General features: G+C 50.4%; 15 protein-coding genes and 1 pseudogene. 10 read left to right on the forward strand and 6 right to left on the reverse strand.

Translation table 11 applies throughout. The annotated features are described in order from the left end of the window. Nucleotides 1-80: 80 nt before the first annotated feature. Nucleotides 81-869 carry an SDR family oxidoreductase gene (locus ABV298_RS18030; RefSeq protein ID WP_353717576.1) on the reverse strand — a complete coding sequence of 263 codons (789 nt, stop codon included), beginning with the start codon at nt 867-869 and terminating at the stop codon, nt 81-83. Nucleotides 870-1,046: 177 nt separating this feature from the next. Between ABV298_RS18030 and purH the strand changes: the two are divergent. The 3 genes and pseudogenes from purH (at nt 1,047) to ABV298_RS18045 (ending at nt 5,244) form a co-directional block, all read left to right on the forward strand. Next, nucleotides 1,047-2,584 (forward strand): annotated as a pseudogene (gene purH, locus ABV298_RS18035) (bifunctional phosphoribosylaminoimidazolecarboxamide formyltransferase/IMP cyclohydrolase). A 65-nt stretch (nt 2,585-2,649) separates the two neighbouring features. Beyond that, nucleotides 2,650-3,462, forward strand: a complete 813-nt coding sequence (locus tag ABV298_RS18040; RefSeq protein ID WP_353717577.1) for a hypothetical protein — start codon at nt 2,650-2,652, stop codon at nt 3,460-3,462. 162 nt (nt 3,463-3,624) lie between these two features. Then, nucleotides 3,625-5,244 (forward strand): sodium/solute symporter, encoded by a 1,620-nt coding sequence (locus tag ABV298_RS18045; RefSeq protein ID WP_353717578.1) that lies wholly within the window; start codon nt 3,625-3,627, stop codon nt 5,242-5,244. A gap of 67 nt (nt 5,245-5,311) precedes the next feature. On the opposite strand, the gene ABV298_RS18050 is transcribed toward ABV298_RS18045, so the two are convergent. Both ABV298_RS18050 and ABV298_RS18055 read right to left on the reverse strand, forming a co-directional pair. Continuing rightward, nucleotides 5,312-5,752 (reverse strand): peptidylprolyl isomerase, encoded by a 441-nt coding sequence (locus ABV298_RS18050; protein ID WP_353717579.1) that lies wholly within the window; start codon nt 5,750-5,752, stop codon nt 5,312-5,314. Nucleotides 5,753-5,869: 117 nt separating this feature from the next. Then, on the reverse strand, nt 5,870-6,649 hold the full coding sequence (locus ABV298_RS18055; RefSeq protein ID WP_353717580.1) for a lytic transglycosylase domain-containing protein: 780 nt from the start codon (nt 6,647-6,649) through the stop codon (nt 5,870-5,872). 471 nt (nt 6,650-7,120) lie between these two features. On the opposite strand from ABV298_RS18055, the gene glp reads away from it, so the two are divergent. The 6 genes from glp (at nt 7,121) to ABV298_RS18085 (ending at nt 11,681) form a co-directional block, all read left to right on the forward strand. Beyond that, complete coding sequence (glp, locus tag ABV298_RS18060; protein WP_353717581.1) at nt 7,121-8,311, forward strand: gephyrin-like molybdotransferase Glp; 1,191 nt, start codon at nt 7,121-7,123, stop codon at nt 8,309-8,311. Nucleotides 8,312-8,363: 52 nt separating this feature from the next. Next, nucleotides 8,364-8,603: a MoaD/ThiS family protein gene (locus ABV298_RS18065; RefSeq protein ID WP_353717582.1), complete on the forward strand. Its 240-nt coding sequence runs from the start codon at nt 8,364-8,366 to the stop codon at nt 8,601-8,603. Nucleotides 8,604-8,609: 6 nt separating this feature from the next. Continuing rightward, nucleotides 8,610-9,056 carry a molybdenum cofactor biosynthesis protein MoaE gene (locus ABV298_RS18070; RefSeq protein ID WP_353717583.1) on the forward strand — a complete coding sequence of 149 codons (447 nt, stop codon included), beginning with the start codon at nt 8,610-8,612 and terminating at the stop codon, nt 9,054-9,056. A gap of 155 nt (nt 9,057-9,211) precedes the next feature. Further along, nucleotides 9,212-10,120, forward strand: a complete 909-nt coding sequence (moaCB, locus tag ABV298_RS18075; protein WP_353717584.1) for a bifunctional molybdenum cofactor biosynthesis protein MoaC/MoaB — start codon at nt 9,212-9,214, stop codon at nt 10,118-10,120. 8 nt (nt 10,121-10,128) lie between these two features. Further along, nucleotides 10,129-11,121: a GTP 3',8-cyclase MoaA gene (moaA, locus tag ABV298_RS18080; protein WP_353717585.1), complete on the forward strand. Its 993-nt coding sequence runs from the start codon at nt 10,129-10,131 to the stop codon at nt 11,119-11,121. 143 nt (nt 11,122-11,264) lie between these two features. Then, entirely contained in the window at nt 11,265-11,681 is a 417-nt protein-coding gene (locus ABV298_RS18085; protein ID WP_353717586.1) for a hypothetical protein, read from the forward strand. Nucleotides 11,682-11,741: 60 nt separating this feature from the next. Here the strand turns inward: ABV298_RS18085 and ABV298_RS18090 are convergent, their stop codons facing one another. The 3 genes from ABV298_RS18090 to ABV298_RS18100 form a co-directional block, all read right to left on the reverse strand. Continuing rightward, nucleotides 11,742-12,920, reverse strand: a complete 1,179-nt coding sequence (locus ABV298_RS18090) for a glycosyltransferase family 87 protein (protein WP_353723207.1) — start codon at nt 12,918-12,920, stop codon at nt 11,742-11,744. Nucleotides 12,921-12,981: 61 nt separating this feature from the next. Continuing rightward, entirely contained in the window at nt 12,982-13,851 is an 870-nt protein-coding gene (locus tag ABV298_RS18095) for an alpha/beta hydrolase (RefSeq protein WP_353717587.1), read from the reverse strand. Nucleotides 13,852-14,035: 184 nt separating this feature from the next. After that, a complete protein-coding gene (locus ABV298_RS18100) occupies nt 14,036-14,623 on the reverse strand; it encodes a hypothetical protein (protein ID WP_353717588.1) in 588 nt (195 codons plus the stop codon). 128 nt (nt 14,624-14,751) lie between these two features. Between ABV298_RS18100 and ABV298_RS18105 the strand changes: the two genes are divergently transcribed. Continuing rightward, a complete protein-coding gene (locus ABV298_RS18105; RefSeq protein WP_353717589.1) occupies nt 14,752-17,835 on the forward strand; it encodes a PVC-type heme-binding CxxCH protein in 3,084 nt (1,027 codons plus the stop codon). Nucleotides 17,836-17,987 lie beyond the last annotated feature (152 nt).

Below are 17,987 nucleotides of genomic sequence, written 5' to 3' on the forward strand. Positions count from 1 at the left end.
AAGAGGAGAAGTCGGGCCATAAAAAAAATTTAGCATTCAAATATATTAAAGTATACTTAATACTAAATCTTCCCGGATTATTACAAACTTTCGGTTCTCCCGCCATCCACCGCCAAACTCACGCCACTGATACTCCCCGCAGCCGGACTAGCCAGGAACGCCACCGAGGCGGCTACTTCTTTCGCCTCGCTGAACCGGCGGATGGGGATGCCGGCTTTCAGTTCGTCGGCTACCTGTTCCCTTGTTTTGCCCTGGTTTTTACTCCGCATTTCCAAAACAGCGTCCAGCCGCGCCGTTTCGGTATAGCCTGGCAGCACATTGTTAACGGTAATGCCGTACTGGCCGAGTTCCAGTGAAAGTGTCTTGGCCCAGCTGGCTACGGCGCCACGAATGGTGTTGGACACGCCGAGGCCGATGATCGGCTGCTTCACCGACGTGCTGATGATGTTGATAATGCGGCCGAAACCTTCCCTTTTCATCGACGGCACCACCGACTGCGCCAGGAACTGGTTGTTGATCAAATGCATTTGAAAGGTTTTCAGGAACTGGTCGGTATCCGCTTCGATGATCGGGCCGCCGGAAGGACCGCCGGTGTTGTTTACGAGAATATGGACGTCGGGGCAGAGACGGAGGTAGTTTCCGATGGCTGATTTTACAGCTTCATGGTCGGCGAAATCGGCGACTACATACCGGTGGAGCTGGCCGAGCGAAGTGTCCAGGTCTTCGACGGCTTCGCGCAGTTTTTCTTCGTTCCGGGCCACCAGGGTCACATTTGCACCGAGTAATGCTATTTCAACGGCGGCGGCGAGCCCGATGCCCTGGGTACTTCCGCATACGATCGCTGTTTTTCCGGTCAGGTCGAGGTTCATGGTTCTGGCTTTTTAAACTTGGTTTCAGAATGATAACGTTTTGTTTTTCGGCTGCTCCGCTTCCTGTTTCGTTGATTTTTCGGCTATCTTTGCGGTTTATTTTTCAACATGGGACAAGCCGAACTGCCGAATGTAAGCAAAATCCCGCATTTGTAATCTTAGAGCAAACGTTGCACAATGTCTAAAAAAATCCAATCCGCGCTTATTTCTGTTTATTACAAAGACGGACTTGAGCCTTTGGTCCGCCTCCTGCACAATAACGGCGTAAAGCTGTACTCCACCGGGGGAACTCAGACTTTCATTGAAAATCTCAACATTCCCGTAACGGCGGCCGAGGAGTTGACCGGCTATCCTTCAATTTTCGGGGGGGGCGTGTTAAAACATTGCACCCTGCCATCATGGGCGGAATCCTGTACCGTCGCGACGACGCGGGCGATGTGGCGCAGGCGCAGCAGTACAACATCCCAGCTATCGACATGGTGGTGGTGGACCTTTATCCTTTCGAGGAAACGGTGGCATCCGGCGCAAGCGAGGAGGATATTATCGAGAAAATAGACATTGGCGGGATATCGCTGATCCGTGCGACGGCAAAGAATTTTAAAGACACATTGATCGTTTCTTCCCGCAGCCAGTATGCGGAGGTCGTCGAGTTGCTGAATGCTAAGGCCGGTGCGACAGATATCGAGGACCGTCGTTACTATGCAGGTCTGGCATTCGGTGTTTCGTCGCATTACGACGGAGCGATCAACCGCTTTTTTACTGCCGGAAATGAAACGACCGACAAAGCGCTCTTCGATTTCACCAGCCTTGCTTCGCAAACGCTTCGCTACGGCGAAAACCCGCACCAGAATGCGACGTATTATGGCGACCTGGAAGGTATTTTCGACAAATTGCACGGAAAAGAACTTTCGTATAACAACCTCGTGGACGTGGACGCCTGCGTGAGCCTGATCGACGAGTTTACAGACGCGGAGCCCACATTCGCCATTATCAAGCATACCAATGCCTGCGGTATCGCTACGGCGCCTACCGCCAAAGAAGCGTATGACAATGCATTGGCTTGTGATCCTGTTTCTGCCTTCGGCGGCGTTGTGATTACCAATGCGAAGGTTGATCTGGCAACGGCTGAGGAGCTTAACAAGCTGTTTATGGAAATCCTGATCGCGCCTGCATATGAAGAAGAGGCATTACAGCTTTTGAAATCAAAAAAGAACCGCATTCTGTTGAAGCGGAATACGGTGGAGCTGCCGCGGGTGATGTTTAAAACTATTTTGAACGGGGTATTGGTACAGGATAAAGACCTTGCCACAGAAGGAGCCGCGCAATTCACAACCGTAACCGAGAAAGCGCCGACGGCGAGCGAGGTTTCGGCGTTGGAATTTGCATTGAAAGTTTGCAAGCATACCAAATCGAATACCATCGTACTGGCAAAGGAGAACCAGCTGCTGGCGAGCGGTACCGGGCAGACTTCACGTGTGGACGCGTTGCGCCAGGCGATCGAGAAGGCGAAATCGTTCGGGTTCGATCTGAAAGGGGCCGTTATGGCTTCGGATGCATTTTTCCCGTTTGCGGATTGCGTCGAAATCGCGCACAACGCAGGCATTACCGCGGTGGTTCAGCCGGGCGGTTCTATCCGTGACAAAGATTCGGTGGATTATTGCAATGCGAATGGGCTTGCGATGGTAACTACCGGGGTTCGTCACTTTAAGCATTAATTTTTAGTTGCCACGAAGGCACGAACAGACACGAATTAGTGTCTTCGTGGCAAAAAACATCAACCTTGAACCCACGCCGGAAAGTCGCCCGATTCTTTCTGACCGGATTACCCATCCTGTTGGGTAGCCTCTTTTTTCTCTACCCGCAAATCTTCTACTGCGAGCTCATCGCATTCTCCGATTTCAAGTCGACCGATAACAAGGTCTATTTCGGCCCCGGTATCGGCCGGGATAAATACAAAACCCTCAAAAGCACCATTGCACTCGCCGAGGCACGCATCGACTCTTTTTATCAATGCAAAAAATCCAATCCCAAAATCATAGTCTGCCGGACGCCGCAGCAATACCAGAAATATTGCAGCAGTACCGAAGGCGCCGGATGCAGCATTGGTACACCCTGGGGAAGTTCTTATGTGATTCTCAACGCGCAGGGCATGAATATCGACGTGATTGCCCATGAAATGAGCCATATCGAGCTTTTGAAACGCGTTGGCTGGTGGAGAACCACTACCGGGATTCCGCAGTGGTTCAATGAAGGCCTCGCCCTTATGCTAGACCGCCGTTTCGTAAGCCACACTACTCCGCGCGAACGCTACCGTGCTTACCGGTACGAATGGCGCTATTACACCCGCGACGGTCGCGACCTGCTGTTGCTGAAAGATATTTCCACGATGCGCGAATTTTTCGGCGGTGACCAGCGGCACGTCATGACGGCCTATATGACAGCCGGAATGGAGGTTTCGTACTGGCTTCTCGGGCATGGGGACGCTGGCTTGCAGCGGTTTATGGAACAGATGAGGGAAGGTGCATCATTCGAAGAGGCTTACGGCCCGGCAGGTCCTCACCATTTTAAGGGTTCGAAGAAAATATCAGAGTAAAGCACTACGAATAAATGCTTGTAGGCTATATTTATGCGCTCCTTTTCAAAACAAGGTGAAATATTGGCGTGTATGTTTGCATTTTGTACTATTTTCGGAAAATAATGTACGTTTCAATCTAAGCTGATCAACCTCATTCATTCATCTATTTTATTATTTGAAATGCAACAATTACAAACACTGGATTATGTCGTTTTCTTCTTTTACTTCATTGTAGTATCCGGTTACGGTTATTGGATTTATCAGCGGAAAAAATCAAAAGTAGAATCTACGAAGGACTTCTTTCTGGCGGAAGGTTCCCTTACCTGGTGGGCGATCGGCGCGTCGCTGATTGCATCGAACATTTCGGCGGAGCAGTTTATCGGAATGTCCGGAAATGGCTTTTCGATGGGTTTAGGGATTTCCACCTACGAGTGGATGGCGGCAGCCACGCTGGTGATCGTGGCTGTTTTTTTTATGCCTATTTATCTCAAAAACAAGATATACACCATGCCCCAGTTCCTGAGCCAGCGCTACAACCAGTCGGTGAGCCTGATCATGGCGGTGTTCTGGCTGGCATTGTACATCCTGGTCAACCTTACTTCTATCCTGTACCTGGGTGCATTGGCGGTGTCGGGTATTTCGGGACTTAATTTCCAGTTTTGTATGATCGCCCTGGCGGTATTTGCGATCATCATTACCATCGGCGGGATGAAGGTAATCGGTTTTACGGACGTAATTCAGGTATTCTTCCTGGTGATCGGTGGTTTGGCCACTACCTATCTGGCCATCAACCTGGTGTCGGACAACGCGGGTGTCGAAGGTATCGTGCAAGGCTTCAAGGTAATGCGCGAAAATCACGACGACCACTTCCACATGATCTTCCCCAAATCCAGCCCATTCTACATGCAATTGCCCGGGTTGACTGTTTTGCTGGGCGGTATGTGGATCGTGAACCTGAACTATTGGGGCTGTAACCAATACATTACCCAACGCGCATTGGGTGCGGACCTGAAAACCGCCCGTAATGGTATCCTCTTCGCGGCGTTCCTGAAATTGTTGATGCCCGTCATCGTGGTATTGCCCGGTATCGCGGCTTACGCATTGTACAGCAAAGGCATGTTTCAGCAGGAAATGCTGGGCGAAGACGGCGTGATCAACGCAGATAAAGCCTACCCCGTCCTCCTTAACCTGCTTCCAACCGGTTTGAAAGGCCTTTCCTTCGCCGCATTAACGGCTGCGGTGGTAGCTTCCCTGGCCGGCAAGGCAAACAGCATTTCCACAATTTTTACGCTGGATATTTTCAAAAATTATATCGGTAAGAACGCCGACGAGAAAACGCTCGTGCGCATTGGCCGGGCGGTGGTCGTAATCTCGATGATCCTCGCGATCGTGGTTTCTCCTTACATGGGTATCGACAAGAAGGGGGGCTTCCAGTTCATCCAAGAAATGACGGGCCTCTTGTCGCCCGGTATTTTCGCTTCTTTCATAATGGGTTTCTTCTGGAAACGTACCAATTCCGCGGGCGCGTTGTTTGCGATCGTAGGCGGCTTTCTGATTGCCCTGGCGATGCACAATAATGTGTTCCCGTTCGCCGATTGGTCGCAGGTGCCGTTCCTCGACCGGATGGGTATTGTGTTCGTGATCTGCGTCGTGGTGATGGTTATCCTGGGGCTCGTAATGCCGGATGAGAAGAAAGGGCTTGCCATCGACGCTTCGATGTTCCTTCCGCACCGCAGCTTTGTGATCGGTGCAGTAGTAGTAATCGCTATTATTTCCTATTTGTACGGGCATTTCTGGTAAGAGATAGCCCCATATTAAACGAAGAAGGCCGGAATCTCGATTTCCGGCCTTCTTTTTGTTCGGGATTTTAAGCCTCCTCGATAATCGTGATCTTTTGGATCTTATCGCCCTGACGGATCAGATCTACCGTTTCCACGCCTTCCACCACGCGGCCGAAACAGGTATGGTTCCTGTCGAGGTGTGCGGTGTTGTTGCGGCTGTGGCAGATAAAGAATTGTGAGCCGCCGGTGTTGCGTCCCGCGTGCGCCATCGAAAGCACACCGCGATCGTGATATTGGTTTCCGCCGGTTAGCTCGCAATCGATCTTGTAGCCTGGTCCTCCGCGGCCTGTACCGGTAGGATCTCCGCCCTGGATTACGAAGTCCGGGATTACGCGGTGGAAAGTCAGGCCGTCGTAAAAGCCTTTTTTAGAAAGGTCAACAAAGTTTTTCACCGTATTCGGAGCGTCTTCATCGTAAAACTCGATGAGCATCGTACCCTTGTCGGTGATCATTTCCGCTTTTGTCATGTCAAAAAATGAGTATTAAAAAATAAGGAACGTCGGGCAGTACCCTGTCATAACAACACAAAGAAAAGGATAATGTATCCTTTTCTTCACATGACTTTTCAAATAAAATAGCGGGGATTATGTGTCGGTCCCGGAACCGGTTTCGGCTTTGGCCAGCGCTGCGGCTTTTTTCTGCTCCGTTTTGAATGCCGCCAGCCGGTCCACAACATCGCCGCTTACCCATTCGCGGCTTCTTTCAGGGTTGGAGAACCATTCTTTTACAGCGAGGATTTTGTAGAGGTATTTCGCTGTTTCCGAGTTGAGTCGGAGTTTGAAATAATCGTCTTTATTCTGCGAATCCATCCGGTTCTGGATGTGCGTCGGGCCTGCATTATAAGCAGCTGCTACCAATGTCCAGGAACCCAGTTGCTTGTACAAGCTGCGCAGGTACTTGCCCGCCGCGTGGGTAGATTTGACCAAATGTTTGCGGTCATCCCTGGTTTCGTTCACTACCAGGCCGAGAGATTTTGCGGTGGAGGGCATCAGTTGCCAGTATCCGCCTGCACCCCGACGAGACGTTACGTCGTCGTTCATGGCGCTCTCAATCAAAGGGATATACTTAAAATCGGCTGGTACTCCGTACTTCTTGAGAATCGGTTCGATGATCCGCATTCTCTTTTTCGTTGTGGTCATCAGCTTACGAAAAGTGGGGTTGTCGTAATTTCTGATCATGTTTTGATATCGCTCAGCGATTCGAAGCTCTGATAAAGGAATGGCTTCGCCACAGAAGTCAATAGCAAGAAGATCTGAATCAATGATGGTTGTTTCTTTCAGCTCCTTCTTTTCCACCTCCACCTCGCTCACCGGGGCTTTCCCGAATATTGCGATTGAGAAGGCCATAAAGATAAGTCTAATCATGCATTTTGTATTTCGTGAAACATCATTTTAGGCGCAAGGCCGAAGTGCAAAGATAACGGGATTGAATAAATAAAATTTTGTTTTGAGGTAAAAAACTGATTTATAGATGATTGATAAAAGTAGTTCTAGGATAAAAATAAGATCGCGGTATTTGGTGTTCCACAAGGTATCCTGAATAAAAACCGCGCCACTGCGGACGAAGGTGAAATTTTAATTGGTAAAAAGTGCTTAGTGCAAAATGCGTATTCGCCATTTAAATGTAATTTTAGCAAGACGGGCAGTTTTTGATCGAAAGTTTTACCGATTGATCATCAACTGGTTACAAAGTATAGTTTTGGGGTAATAATGGTATTATTGTGGAAAATGTCGCCAATTAGATGGTGAAATTGGGATTCCGCGACATTTTTCGCTCCGTGTCATTTCGTTTCGCTAATGTGTTAACTTGCACTTTAGTAAGGCATTTTTTAGGATATGGTCACAGTCAGCGAGGCAAAAAAGAGGATTGTCGAGAACACACCTTCACTTCCGGTTGTAAGATTACCGCTTGCTGTGGCAACGGGGCATGTGCTGGCCGAGGAGGTGATCGCGCCCGTTGCGCTGCCGCCATTCCGCCAGTCTTCCATGGATGGCTACGCAATCGTGCATTCCGATGTTACGGAGCCAGGCAAGCCGTTACGGCTCGCGGGCGAATCCAAAGCAGGCCAGGCCGCACTGCCTGTTGTGGAAAGCGGTACCGCGGTACGTATCTTTACAGGCGCACCGGTACCCGATCGCGCGACGGCGGTGGTTATGCAGGAGAATGTCTTGGTAGCGGACGGCGTTGTGCGAATCAATGAATATCCGGTGCCGGAAGGGAAGAATGTCCGTAAGGCCGGGCAGCAGATCGCGCGCGGAGCGGTGGCGTTGCCCGCGGGAACTCCGGTGTCGCCTGGCGCCATTGGTTTCCTTAAAGGGATGGACGTAAATGAGGTAGCCGTGTATGCGAAGCCGCGTGTCGGGTTGCTGGTGACGGGCGATGAGCTCCTCAAAGCGGGAGAACCGCTGGTGCCCGGAAAGATTTATGAATCCAATTCGGACATGCTTAAAGCTGCATTGGCGCAGCTTGGTATCAGTCAGGTTACAATCAGCTATGCTTCCGACGACCTGGAAGCCACTATCGGCGCATTAGGCCGCTTACTCGATGCGAACGACGTAGTCCTCGCGTCAGGCGGGATTTCGGTGGGGGATTATGATTTCGTGGGCAAGGCATTGGAAGCGCTGGGCGCTGAAACGATCTTTTATAAAGTACGGCAAAAGCCGGGGAAACCATTGCTTTTCGGCAAGAAAGAAGGGAAAATCATTTTTGCATTACCCGGTAACCCTGCGTCCTCGCTGGTTTGCTACTATGAATATGTATTCCCGACATTAAGAAAAATTATGGGGAACAAAGAGCCGTTCCTGAGGTCTGTAAAACTGCCGATCCGGAACGCCTATCAGTTCGGTGGGGAGCGCGACGAGTTTTTGAAAGCAAAAGTGGCGGATGGCGAAGTCGTTTCGCTCGATGGGCAGGAGTCGTTTGTGATCGGTTCGTTCGCGGTTGCAGATGCGCTGATCTATTTGCCTGTCGAACAAAATCAGGTAGCGGCCGGCGACCTCGTGGAAGTACATTTGCTGCCGCTCTGAACCCGAACGGGCAGATACGGGTTATTTGGATGAACCGAGTATTAAATTATAAATGGGTGTTCAAGTCAAATATTTCGGGATGCTGGCGGAAATCGCCGGATTGTCGGACGAAGTCTGGAATACGGCGGGTACCCTGACGGTCGGGCAGTTCCGGACGCAGGTATTGGAAAAGTATCCGGCTATGCGTGGGAAAAAGTTCAAGATAGCCGTCAATCAAAAAATTTCTGAGGATTTTGTACCCATCGAATCCCCGTCGGAAATTGCATTGCTGCCGCCATTCGCAGGAGGATAATCTATTATGGAAAAGGTACACAAGCCTAAAAAAGTATTTGTGCAAGGTCCGGTCAGTCCCGATTTCATCGCGAAATCGATAGCGGCCCATCAGTCGAAAACCGGCATCGGCGCTCACGCCATTTTCCTGGGGCAGGTCCGCGCCGACCAGAAAGAGAGCGGCACAGTGACCGGTATCGATTACACCGCCTATGAGGAAATGGCCGAGCAGGCTTTTCACGACATTCGGGAGGCGGCATTCGGCAGATTTGAATTAACCTGCATGCATATTTATCATAGCCTCGGCCTTGTACGCACGGGTGAAATCAGCCTGTTCGTATTTGTATCGTCCCCGCATCGCCGGGCCGCATTCGAAGCTTCGGAATATATCGTGGAAGAAATTAAGGCCAAAGTACCCATTTTCGGCAAAGAGCTGATAGGTGAAGGCGGTTATGTTTGGAAGGAAAATCGTTAATGTGTAGGTGAATTTTGAATGACTGAATGACTAAATAAATGGGTCGGGAATTGTGAGGTACGGTCAGAAATTGTTTTGACTTATTACAACAAATGACTCACTGACTTCATGGCTATTATTCAATCATTCGGTCATTCAATCATTCAAAATTAAAAATGGTCGACATTACCCATAAAACCCGCACACTCCGCATCGCCACCGCGCAGGCAACGGTGCAGGTGAGCAGGCCGGAGACTGTGGAGGCTATCCGGAGCCGGACGGTACCCAAGGGCGACGTTTTTGAAATGGCAAAAGCGGCGGGTTTCCTGGCGGTTAAGAAAACCCCTGATTTGCTGCCCGACTGTCACCCGATTCCGGTAGAATATACAGCTGTGCAATATCGGATAGAAGATTTGACGATTGTGATCGAATTGACTGTCAAAACGATATACAAGACCGGTGTCGAGGTGGAGGCAATGCACGGCGCGTCGGTGGTGGCACTGACGATGTACGACATGCTTAAACCCATCGACAAGGGCGTCGAAATACGGAATATCCGTTTACTGGAAAAAAAAGGCGGCAAAAGCGACCGCAATGCCGCACCGGAAGGTTTGAAAGTGGCGGTTGTGGTTTGTTCAGATAGTATTTCGAATGGTGCCGGTGAGGATAGATCAGGTAAAAAGATCATCGAAAAACTGGGCGCGTTCGGAATCAAAGTGAGTGAATACAGCATTGTCGCGGACGACAAAGCCGAAATTCAGGCTAAATTGCGTGCATTGCAAAGCGCAGGGTATGATCTGGCATTGACGACCGGCGGAACGGGACTGTCGCCCCGGGACGTAACTCCGGAGGCGGTATCCGAGCTGCTGGACCGGGAAATACCGGGCATTACCGAAACGGCCCGCCAATATGGCCAGGAACGTATACCGACTTCAATGCTGTCGAGATCAGCGGCCGGTTTTATCGGCGAAATGCTGGTGATCACTATGCCGGGCAGCACCGGAGGCGTCATCGAGTATATCGATGCACTCTTTCCGCATGTTTTGCATGTTTTTAATGTTTTGGAAGGGAAAAAACACGATTAGGATAACCGATGGCATTGCCTATTGTAGATACATTTGGTCGCAAACATACCTATCTGCGCATTTCGCTGACGGATAAGTGCAATTTGCGTTGTACCTATTGTATGCCGCAGGAGGACATGCAGTTTATGCCGTCGAAATGGCTTATGCAGGCCGATGAAATTTCCCACATCGCCCGGCTGTTCGTCGAAATGGGTGTGGAGAAAATCAGGCTGACCGGCGGGGAACCGCTGATCAGGAAGGATGCGGGGGATATCATTTCGGGGTTAGGGAAACTTGCTACTTCACTTACACTGACGACCAATGCCGTATATATCGATCAGTTCATTCCCGAGTTGAAGGAAGCCGGAGTTACATCTTTGAATGTCAGTCTCGACACCCTGAACGAAGAGCGATTCCGGGCCATTACCAAGCGCGACCATTTTGCCAAAACGTTGAAACACATTCGGTTGCTTTTGAATGAAGGTTTTGTGGTGAAGGTCAATATGGTGGTAATGCGTGGGACTAACGACGACGAGGTGAACGATTTCGTCAGGCTGACGCTCGATGAGCCCAACCTGCATGTACGCTTCATCGAATTTATGCCTTTTAAAGGCAATCGATGGGATCTCTCAAAAATAGTTTCCTATGCCGACCTGCTGGCGGAAGTTGGCCGGGAGTTTCAATACCAGCCTGTCGCCGGTGAAATGCACGATACCGCGAGCCGGTTCCGGGTCGATGGCGGCGCGGGTACCTTCGGTATTATCGGCACCGTAACCCACCCTTTTTGTGAAGGGTGCAACCGCATTCGCCTCACCGCCGATGGTAAACTGAAAAACTGCCTGTTTGATACATCCGAAGTCGATCTGCTAACCCCATTACGTAAGGGCGAGGACATACGCGCGCTCATTTACGCCCATTTCCAGAAAAAACACTTCGCCCACGGCGGCCACGCCGGTTTCTCTGAGCAACAAGCCAAATCGGAGTATGAGCAAAACCGGGAGATGATCGCGATCGGGGGCTAATCTTCTTTAAGTTCTGGCATTACCGGTTCGAACCACTCAACCTCGTTTTCAACCGTTCAAACTTTGTCTGCAACAATAGCGGATTCGGTTACCTCATTGGTGCAAAATCAATTTAAGTACCAACCAGCTAACCTTCAGAAGCCATGAGGAACATCTTAAAAACCGCCTCTGCCACGACCTTCACATTGTTTACTATTGCTGCCCACGTGCAGGCAGATCCGATCGTCGGTCCCAAAGCGGAATGCAAAAACAATACTTGCGAAAAATTTCGTGTGGGCATGTACCGGGTACGCGACACGATGTCTATGAATGTGATGATGGAAAAAGAAAAGGGCGAAAAAGTGGCGATCAGGCTGCTGGACAGCAAGGGCAAGCTCCTCGTCGAGGAGTTCATACCCCGCTATATTACAAAAACCGGCCGGAAATTGAATTTCGATGAGATGACCGACGGAGTGTATACGCTCGAGATTTCCAATGATTACGAAAAAATCGTCAAGAGCATCTACTTATCCACCAAAGAGGTGAGGGAGGTTAACCGGACCCTTCTGGGTATAAACTAAGCTTGAAAATGATGTTATGGCGTTACAGGATGCGGCCGCAGCATTCCTGTAACGCTTTTTTTATGACGTTGCTTCGGCCGGGCGGTGAGATAGTTGCGTGAAAAGCAGGTCGTAAATGATTTTACCCCAAATAAGAATGCACGGCACAGCTTTGATCACGTATGGCCAGAAGAATTCGTTGCGGACAAACTTTGGAAAGATATCGGTAGGCGATAAGGTTGTAAATACGAAGGCCAGTACAAGCAGTGTGTAGTTCAGTTTACCCGGCGCCTGTATATAGTACCAGACTGCCACCCCAGCGATGGCAATGATGAACGTCGGCGATTCGGCGCGATGGTTGAAAATCACCACCCACACCAGAACCGACGCCAGCATCAAAGCCCGGAAGACGAAATTGCCGTATTCCTTTATTCTGAGCAGGGGCGCGCAGAATAATAATGCTCCGATCAGATTGACATAAGTTTTGTTCACATTCAGCGAGAACCAGATTTTCAACCAGCCGATTACCGAAAGTCCGTCGGAGAAATCACGATCTGCCGCCAGCAGCTTCCACCAGGTTTTGTATAAAACGACAAATTGCGCGGGGCTTACAGCGACTATCGGCAGTACTGTGAACAGAACAACCCATACCGCAGTAGTATAGGCCAGTTTTATTTTGTTAGGATAAAACAGGTACAGTGCCAGTGCTACGATACCGAATAGTTTAATAAAGATAGTGCATACGATACACAGCGAGGCCATCCAGTATTTATCTCGTTCCAGAAACCCGAACGCAAAGAGCAATAAGCCAGCGATCAAGGCATTGCTTTGCTCGTTCTGGGTGGCCGTGAGCAACTCCACAAGCATAAAGGTAATCATAAGGCCCTTCGCGCGTAGATCAACCCTTGGCAGGGAGTATACGGAGAAAAATAGCACCGATACATTGATTAAATTCCAGAAAAAAAGGCCAACGAAAGTCGGCATAATGGAAAGTATACCAAAAATTAATGCGAATGCAGGACTATATTTAAATAGATCCCAATGTTCGGTGACGTACCATCTGTATAGGTTTTTTCCTTCTATTAAGTGAAAAAATGATTGTTTAAAAATAATGTAATTGTTATAGGTAGTGTAGAGTTGTGGCCCGTTGAAGCTTTTGGGATGCGAAAATACTGATTGGAGCGTGGCGAAGGCGGCAATTCCCAAAACAATGTATAACAGCGATTTTTTGCTGACTATGAGGCGGTTGAAAGCATCCATAAACTGACTTAATCCCTGGCGTTGATTTTTCTTCAAAACTAGGGATTAAATCAGTGTGTTGTTAGTTTTTCTCGTATCCCATTGCTTTCAGCCATCCTTCCATAGCGGCGGGCCAGTTGGCGAGCGAACCTTTCCCTTCAGTGCGCATGCCGTAACCATGCCCGCCCTTCGGGTACAAATGCATTTCAGCAGGAATTTTTTTCTTTTTGAGCGCCAGGTAATATTCGATGCTGTTTTCGACCGGCACGCCCGTGTCGTCCATTGCGTGAACGAGGAATGCCGGCGGTGTTCCGTCGGAAACTTGCAATTCGTTGGAGTAATATTTGATCAGCTCCTCCGATTTTTCGGAGCCCAGCAGATTGTCGCGCGAGCCTCCGTGTGAAATGCCGGGCTGGAACGAAATCACGGGATAAATGAGGATCGAAAAGTTCGGTTTGCCGTCGGCGGAGGCTTTTTCACCCATATTATAATGCGTGGACAGCGTCGCGGCGAGGTGCCCGCCCGCTGAAAAGCCCATCACACCGATCTTGTTCGCATCAATGCCCCATTTGGAAGCGTTCTGGCGGATAAGTTTCATTCCCTGCATCGCATCCATCAGGGGTACTTCATGCTGGTGCACCATGCCCTTTTCATTCGGGAGCCGATATTTCAGGACAAAAGCCGAAATGCCGAGCTCATTGAACCATTTGGCAAAATCACTGCCTTCGTGCGATGCGGCAAGTATGCCGTAACCACCGCCGGGACAGATCATCACCGCTGCGCCGGTGGCTTTTTCTTTCGGGGCGATATAGGCGGTCATGGTCGGGACCGTAACGCCGCTGATCCGCAGGATGCCCTGCGCGTCGGTTACCGACTTTTCCTCGATATCGCTTTTTTTGAAATTAGGGACTTTGCCTTCCGGCCAGAGGTTAATGGTTTCTGTTTGTGCCATAGATGGACTTGATAATGCGAACAGGCTCAAAACGGTAAGGATACGTGCGCTTTTTTTCATTGATTCTCCAATCTTTTTTCATCGAAAAGACGTCGTCGGACGCGTTATACCCTCAATTTTCCGTGCTCCGTTGTTTTGCGATTTGCATGAAACGGTCGCCGGTCTGCATTGCATGTGCCGGATATCAGGGCTTTGGCGGGTTAATCATGATATGTGCACGGTGGGTACCGGGGTCCATAATCCACGGCATTCCCGGTACGTCCGGTTTGAGCGGGAGACCGGTGCTTTCCGCCGTAGCGAACGGAATATAAACCACATAACGCAGGTAACCGTTTTTGAGGGAACCGGTAGTAACGTCATAGTTGTCTTTCGTTCCCGACAACACGTACAGGGTCGATGACTGCTTCGGCATTTTCAGCTTGCCTTCTTTAACCTCCTTTTCACGGATGTCGAAAATTTCCTTGGCATTCTTACCTTCTTTTGCCAGCACACGGCCGCGTTCCATGAACGGGTCCAGCTCGGCGAAATAGCACGACACGCTGATGTCCTCCTTTTTCGGATCGTCGGCCAGGCAGACGAAGTCGTTACTGCCCTCGCGCAGCACCTTGAATGTGCCGTCCGAAGCGTACCCGTAGACTTTCGCGCCCGCCTGTTTATCGGAAGGTGCGGCTAAAACGGCGGTCTTGATCTGAACTTCCGCCGACGGGATGTTTTGAGCTGAAATTTCGGTTGCCAGGCAAAGGGCGAGGCAGGAAAAAAAAGTCGTTTTCATGATAGTAAATATAAGTCGGTGGTCTCTTATACACGTAATTAAATTATTATTGTTAAAATGACACGTTTAAGCCGTCGATCCGGGTTAACGCTTTCTGATTCAAGGCCGATAAACGCCCGATTTACCCTATGAATTTCAAAAAATCGCTTATCCTCTTTCCGGCCGGCTGCCTGCTGGCAGGTTTGATGGTCGCCTCCTACCAGCGTTCAAACCCGAGCACGATCGATGGCGCGAGGGTCGATACCCTTTACAAAGATCTGACCGACGTGCAAAAACGCTCGTCGAAGTATGCGGTGGCTGGTCTTACAGTCGCGGATGGCCTGGAAGCGACGCTTTTTGCTTCGGAACCGGCGATCACAAACCCGACCAATATCGATGTCGATCATCTGGGCCGTGTTTGGGTGTGCGAGGCTTACAACTACCGGCCCAAGATCAATGGTAACCCGACCAAAAATGAAGGCGACCGCATTGTCGTGCTGGAAGATACGAATGGCGATGGCAAGTCCGACAAATCAACGGTGTTTTATCAGGGAGCGGAGATCAATGCGCCGCTGGGCGTGTGGGTAATGGGGAACAAAGTGATTGTTTCGCAAAGCCCTTACGTATGGCTCTTTACGGACGAAGACGGCGACTTGAAAGCCGATAAAAAAGAAGTGATTTTCGAAGGTATCGGCGGCGACCAGCACGACCATGGAATGCACGCATTCGTATTCGGACCGGATGGTAAGTTGTATTTCAATTTTGGAAACGAAGGGGAGCAATTGCTGGATGGGAAAGGCAAACCTGTCGCAGGAAAGGATGGGAAGCCCATCGATTTCTCGAAGTTGAGACAGGGGATGGTGTTCCGCTGCGATCCCGATTTTACCAATATCGAAGTGCTGGGGAACAACTTCCGTAACAATTTTGAGGTCGCAGTCGATAGTTACGGCACAATGTGGCAGTCGGATAACGACGACGATGGCAACAAGGGGGTACGCATCAATTACGTAATGCAATATGGCAATTACGGGTACACCGACGAGATGACCGGTGCCGGCTGGCGTGCCAACCGCACCAATATGGAGGACTCGATCCCATACCGCCACTGGCACCTGAACGACCCCGGCGTGGTACCCAATTTGCTGCAAACCGGTTCGGGATCGCCTACGGGAATGGTGGTATATGAAGGAAAACTGCTGCCTAAGGAGTTTTGGGGCCAGATGATCCACTGTGAACCTGGCCATAACGTGGTGCGCTCGTACCCGGTTGAAAAGGCAGGAGCAGGTTACACCGCCAGGATCGTCAATATTGTCGACGGCAAGCGTGACCAGTGGTTCCGTCCTTCCGACGTGTGCGTCGCGCCGGATGGTTCCCTTCTGGTTTCCGACTGGTACGACCCTGCCGTGGGTGGGCATCAGGCGGGTGACCAGGGTAAAGGCCGCATTTACCGCGTAGCACCCGTCAATGCGCCATACCGCATTCCAGAAGCTGATTTTGTGACAGTTGCAGGAGCTATCGAGGCATTGCAAAGTCCGAATCTCTCTGTCCGTTACCATGCGTGGAACGCATTGAACGACCTGGGCCCGAAAGCCGGTCCGGCGCTCGAAAAGCTTTTTGCCAACAAGAATGCCGAGCCCCGTATGCGTGCCCGTGCGCTTTGGCTGCTTAGCAAATGGCCATTTACCGCAAAGAAAACCGTCGGTCTGGCTATCAGGGACGCGAACGCAGATATCCGCATTGCGGGCCTACGTGCTGCCGGTGAATCAAAGCATTTGGATGTAATCTCTTATATTAAAACGTTATCCAAAGATCCCGACGCACAAGTACGCCGAGAATGTGCATTGTTGCTACACCATAATCCTTCACCGGAGGCGCCCGCATTATGGGCTACGCTTGCGCAGCAATACGACGGCAAAGACCGCTGGTACCTCGAAGCACTGGGCATCGGCGCCGATGCCCAATGGGACCCGTTCTTCAACGCATGGCTGGAAAAAGCCGGCGCCAATCCGATTGCTACACAGGCAGGCAAGGACATTGTGTGGCGTTCGCGGGGAAAAGAATCGGTCCGGTTGCTCGCTTCTCTTGCGGGCGACCCGACAGTTGACCTGAAAAACCGTCTGCGGTATTTCCGTGCATTTGATTTTAATTCGGCCGGTCGCGAAAAGTCGCTGGCATTGCTGAAACTCATGAACGGCTCCGGCCCCGACCAAGGCAAGGTGAACGAGCTGGCTATGCGGCACCTCGAACCGGCATTTGTAAAGCAGAATCCGGAAGCAATGGCCGCATTGAAAAAAATGCTCGACGCCACCTATGGCACTCCTTCTTACCTCGAACTGGTTGGGAAATACGAACTGGTATCCGAAAATCCGCGGCTTCTGGCATTGGTACAGCAGCAACCGACCAACCGCATCGGATCGGGTGCGGCGTCGCAACTCATCAAGCAGGGCGGCACGCCGCTGCTTTGGAATGTGGTAAAGGGAGCGGATCAAAGCAAAACCGCAAGCGTTCTGACCGCCCTTAGGCCGGTTAACAGCAAAGAGGCGCTGGATATATTGAAAACCGTGGCCAGCGGCGATAATTATGCGGAAGATCTCCGGATAATTGCTGCCAAGTCGCTCGGTGGTACGATGAGCGGTGAAGATCTGGTGCTTGTGCTGCTGAAAGAGGGGAAACTGAACGGTGAGGTAAAAATCGCTGCGGTTCAGGGTTTGAATGGTGCGTGGCGCAAATCGGTGAAGCTCGAAGCGGCTAAATATCTCGACGGAGCCACGGTTGCCGCCAAAAAGCACCCGGAAATCAAAGACCTGGTGAATATGAAGGGTGATGCGCTAAAAGGCAAGCAGGTATTTACGTCTTACTGCTCGGTATGCCACCAGGTCAACGGCGAGGGAATGGATTTCGGTCCCAAGCTCTCCGAGATCGGCAGCAAATTGCCGAAGGAAGCACAATATGCCGCTATTTTTGATCCAAGCGCGGGGATTGGCTTTGGCTACGAAGGTTTTGAGGTAACACTGAAAGACGGTACCACAGTATCGGGCATTGTTTCCAGTAAAACGGAAACCGACCTCATTCTCAAGTTCCCCGGCGGCTCGACGCAGGAGTACAAGATGTCGCAGGTTAAATCCATCAAACAACTGAAAGATTCGATGATGCCATCGGGTTTGCAGGATGCGATGAGTACGGAGGAATTGGTGAGTCTGGTGGATTATTTGAGTAATTTGAAGAAGAAATGATAATGGAAAAGGAGCCTTCGGGTTCCTTTTCGTTTCTATTGGTGTTGATTCTCGGTGCGTTTTCCAGCTTCGTGCTCAGCGGGAACTTTTTTCATTTACGACTTGACTTTTCGCTCCGTGCAATCCTTCCTTAAATTTAGTCACCTTTCAAC

Origin of the sequence: Dyadobacter sp. 676, assembly GCF_040448675.1 — a bacterium.
Taxonomy (GTDB): domain Bacteria; phylum Bacteroidota; class Bacteroidia; order Cytophagales; family Spirosomataceae; genus Dyadobacter.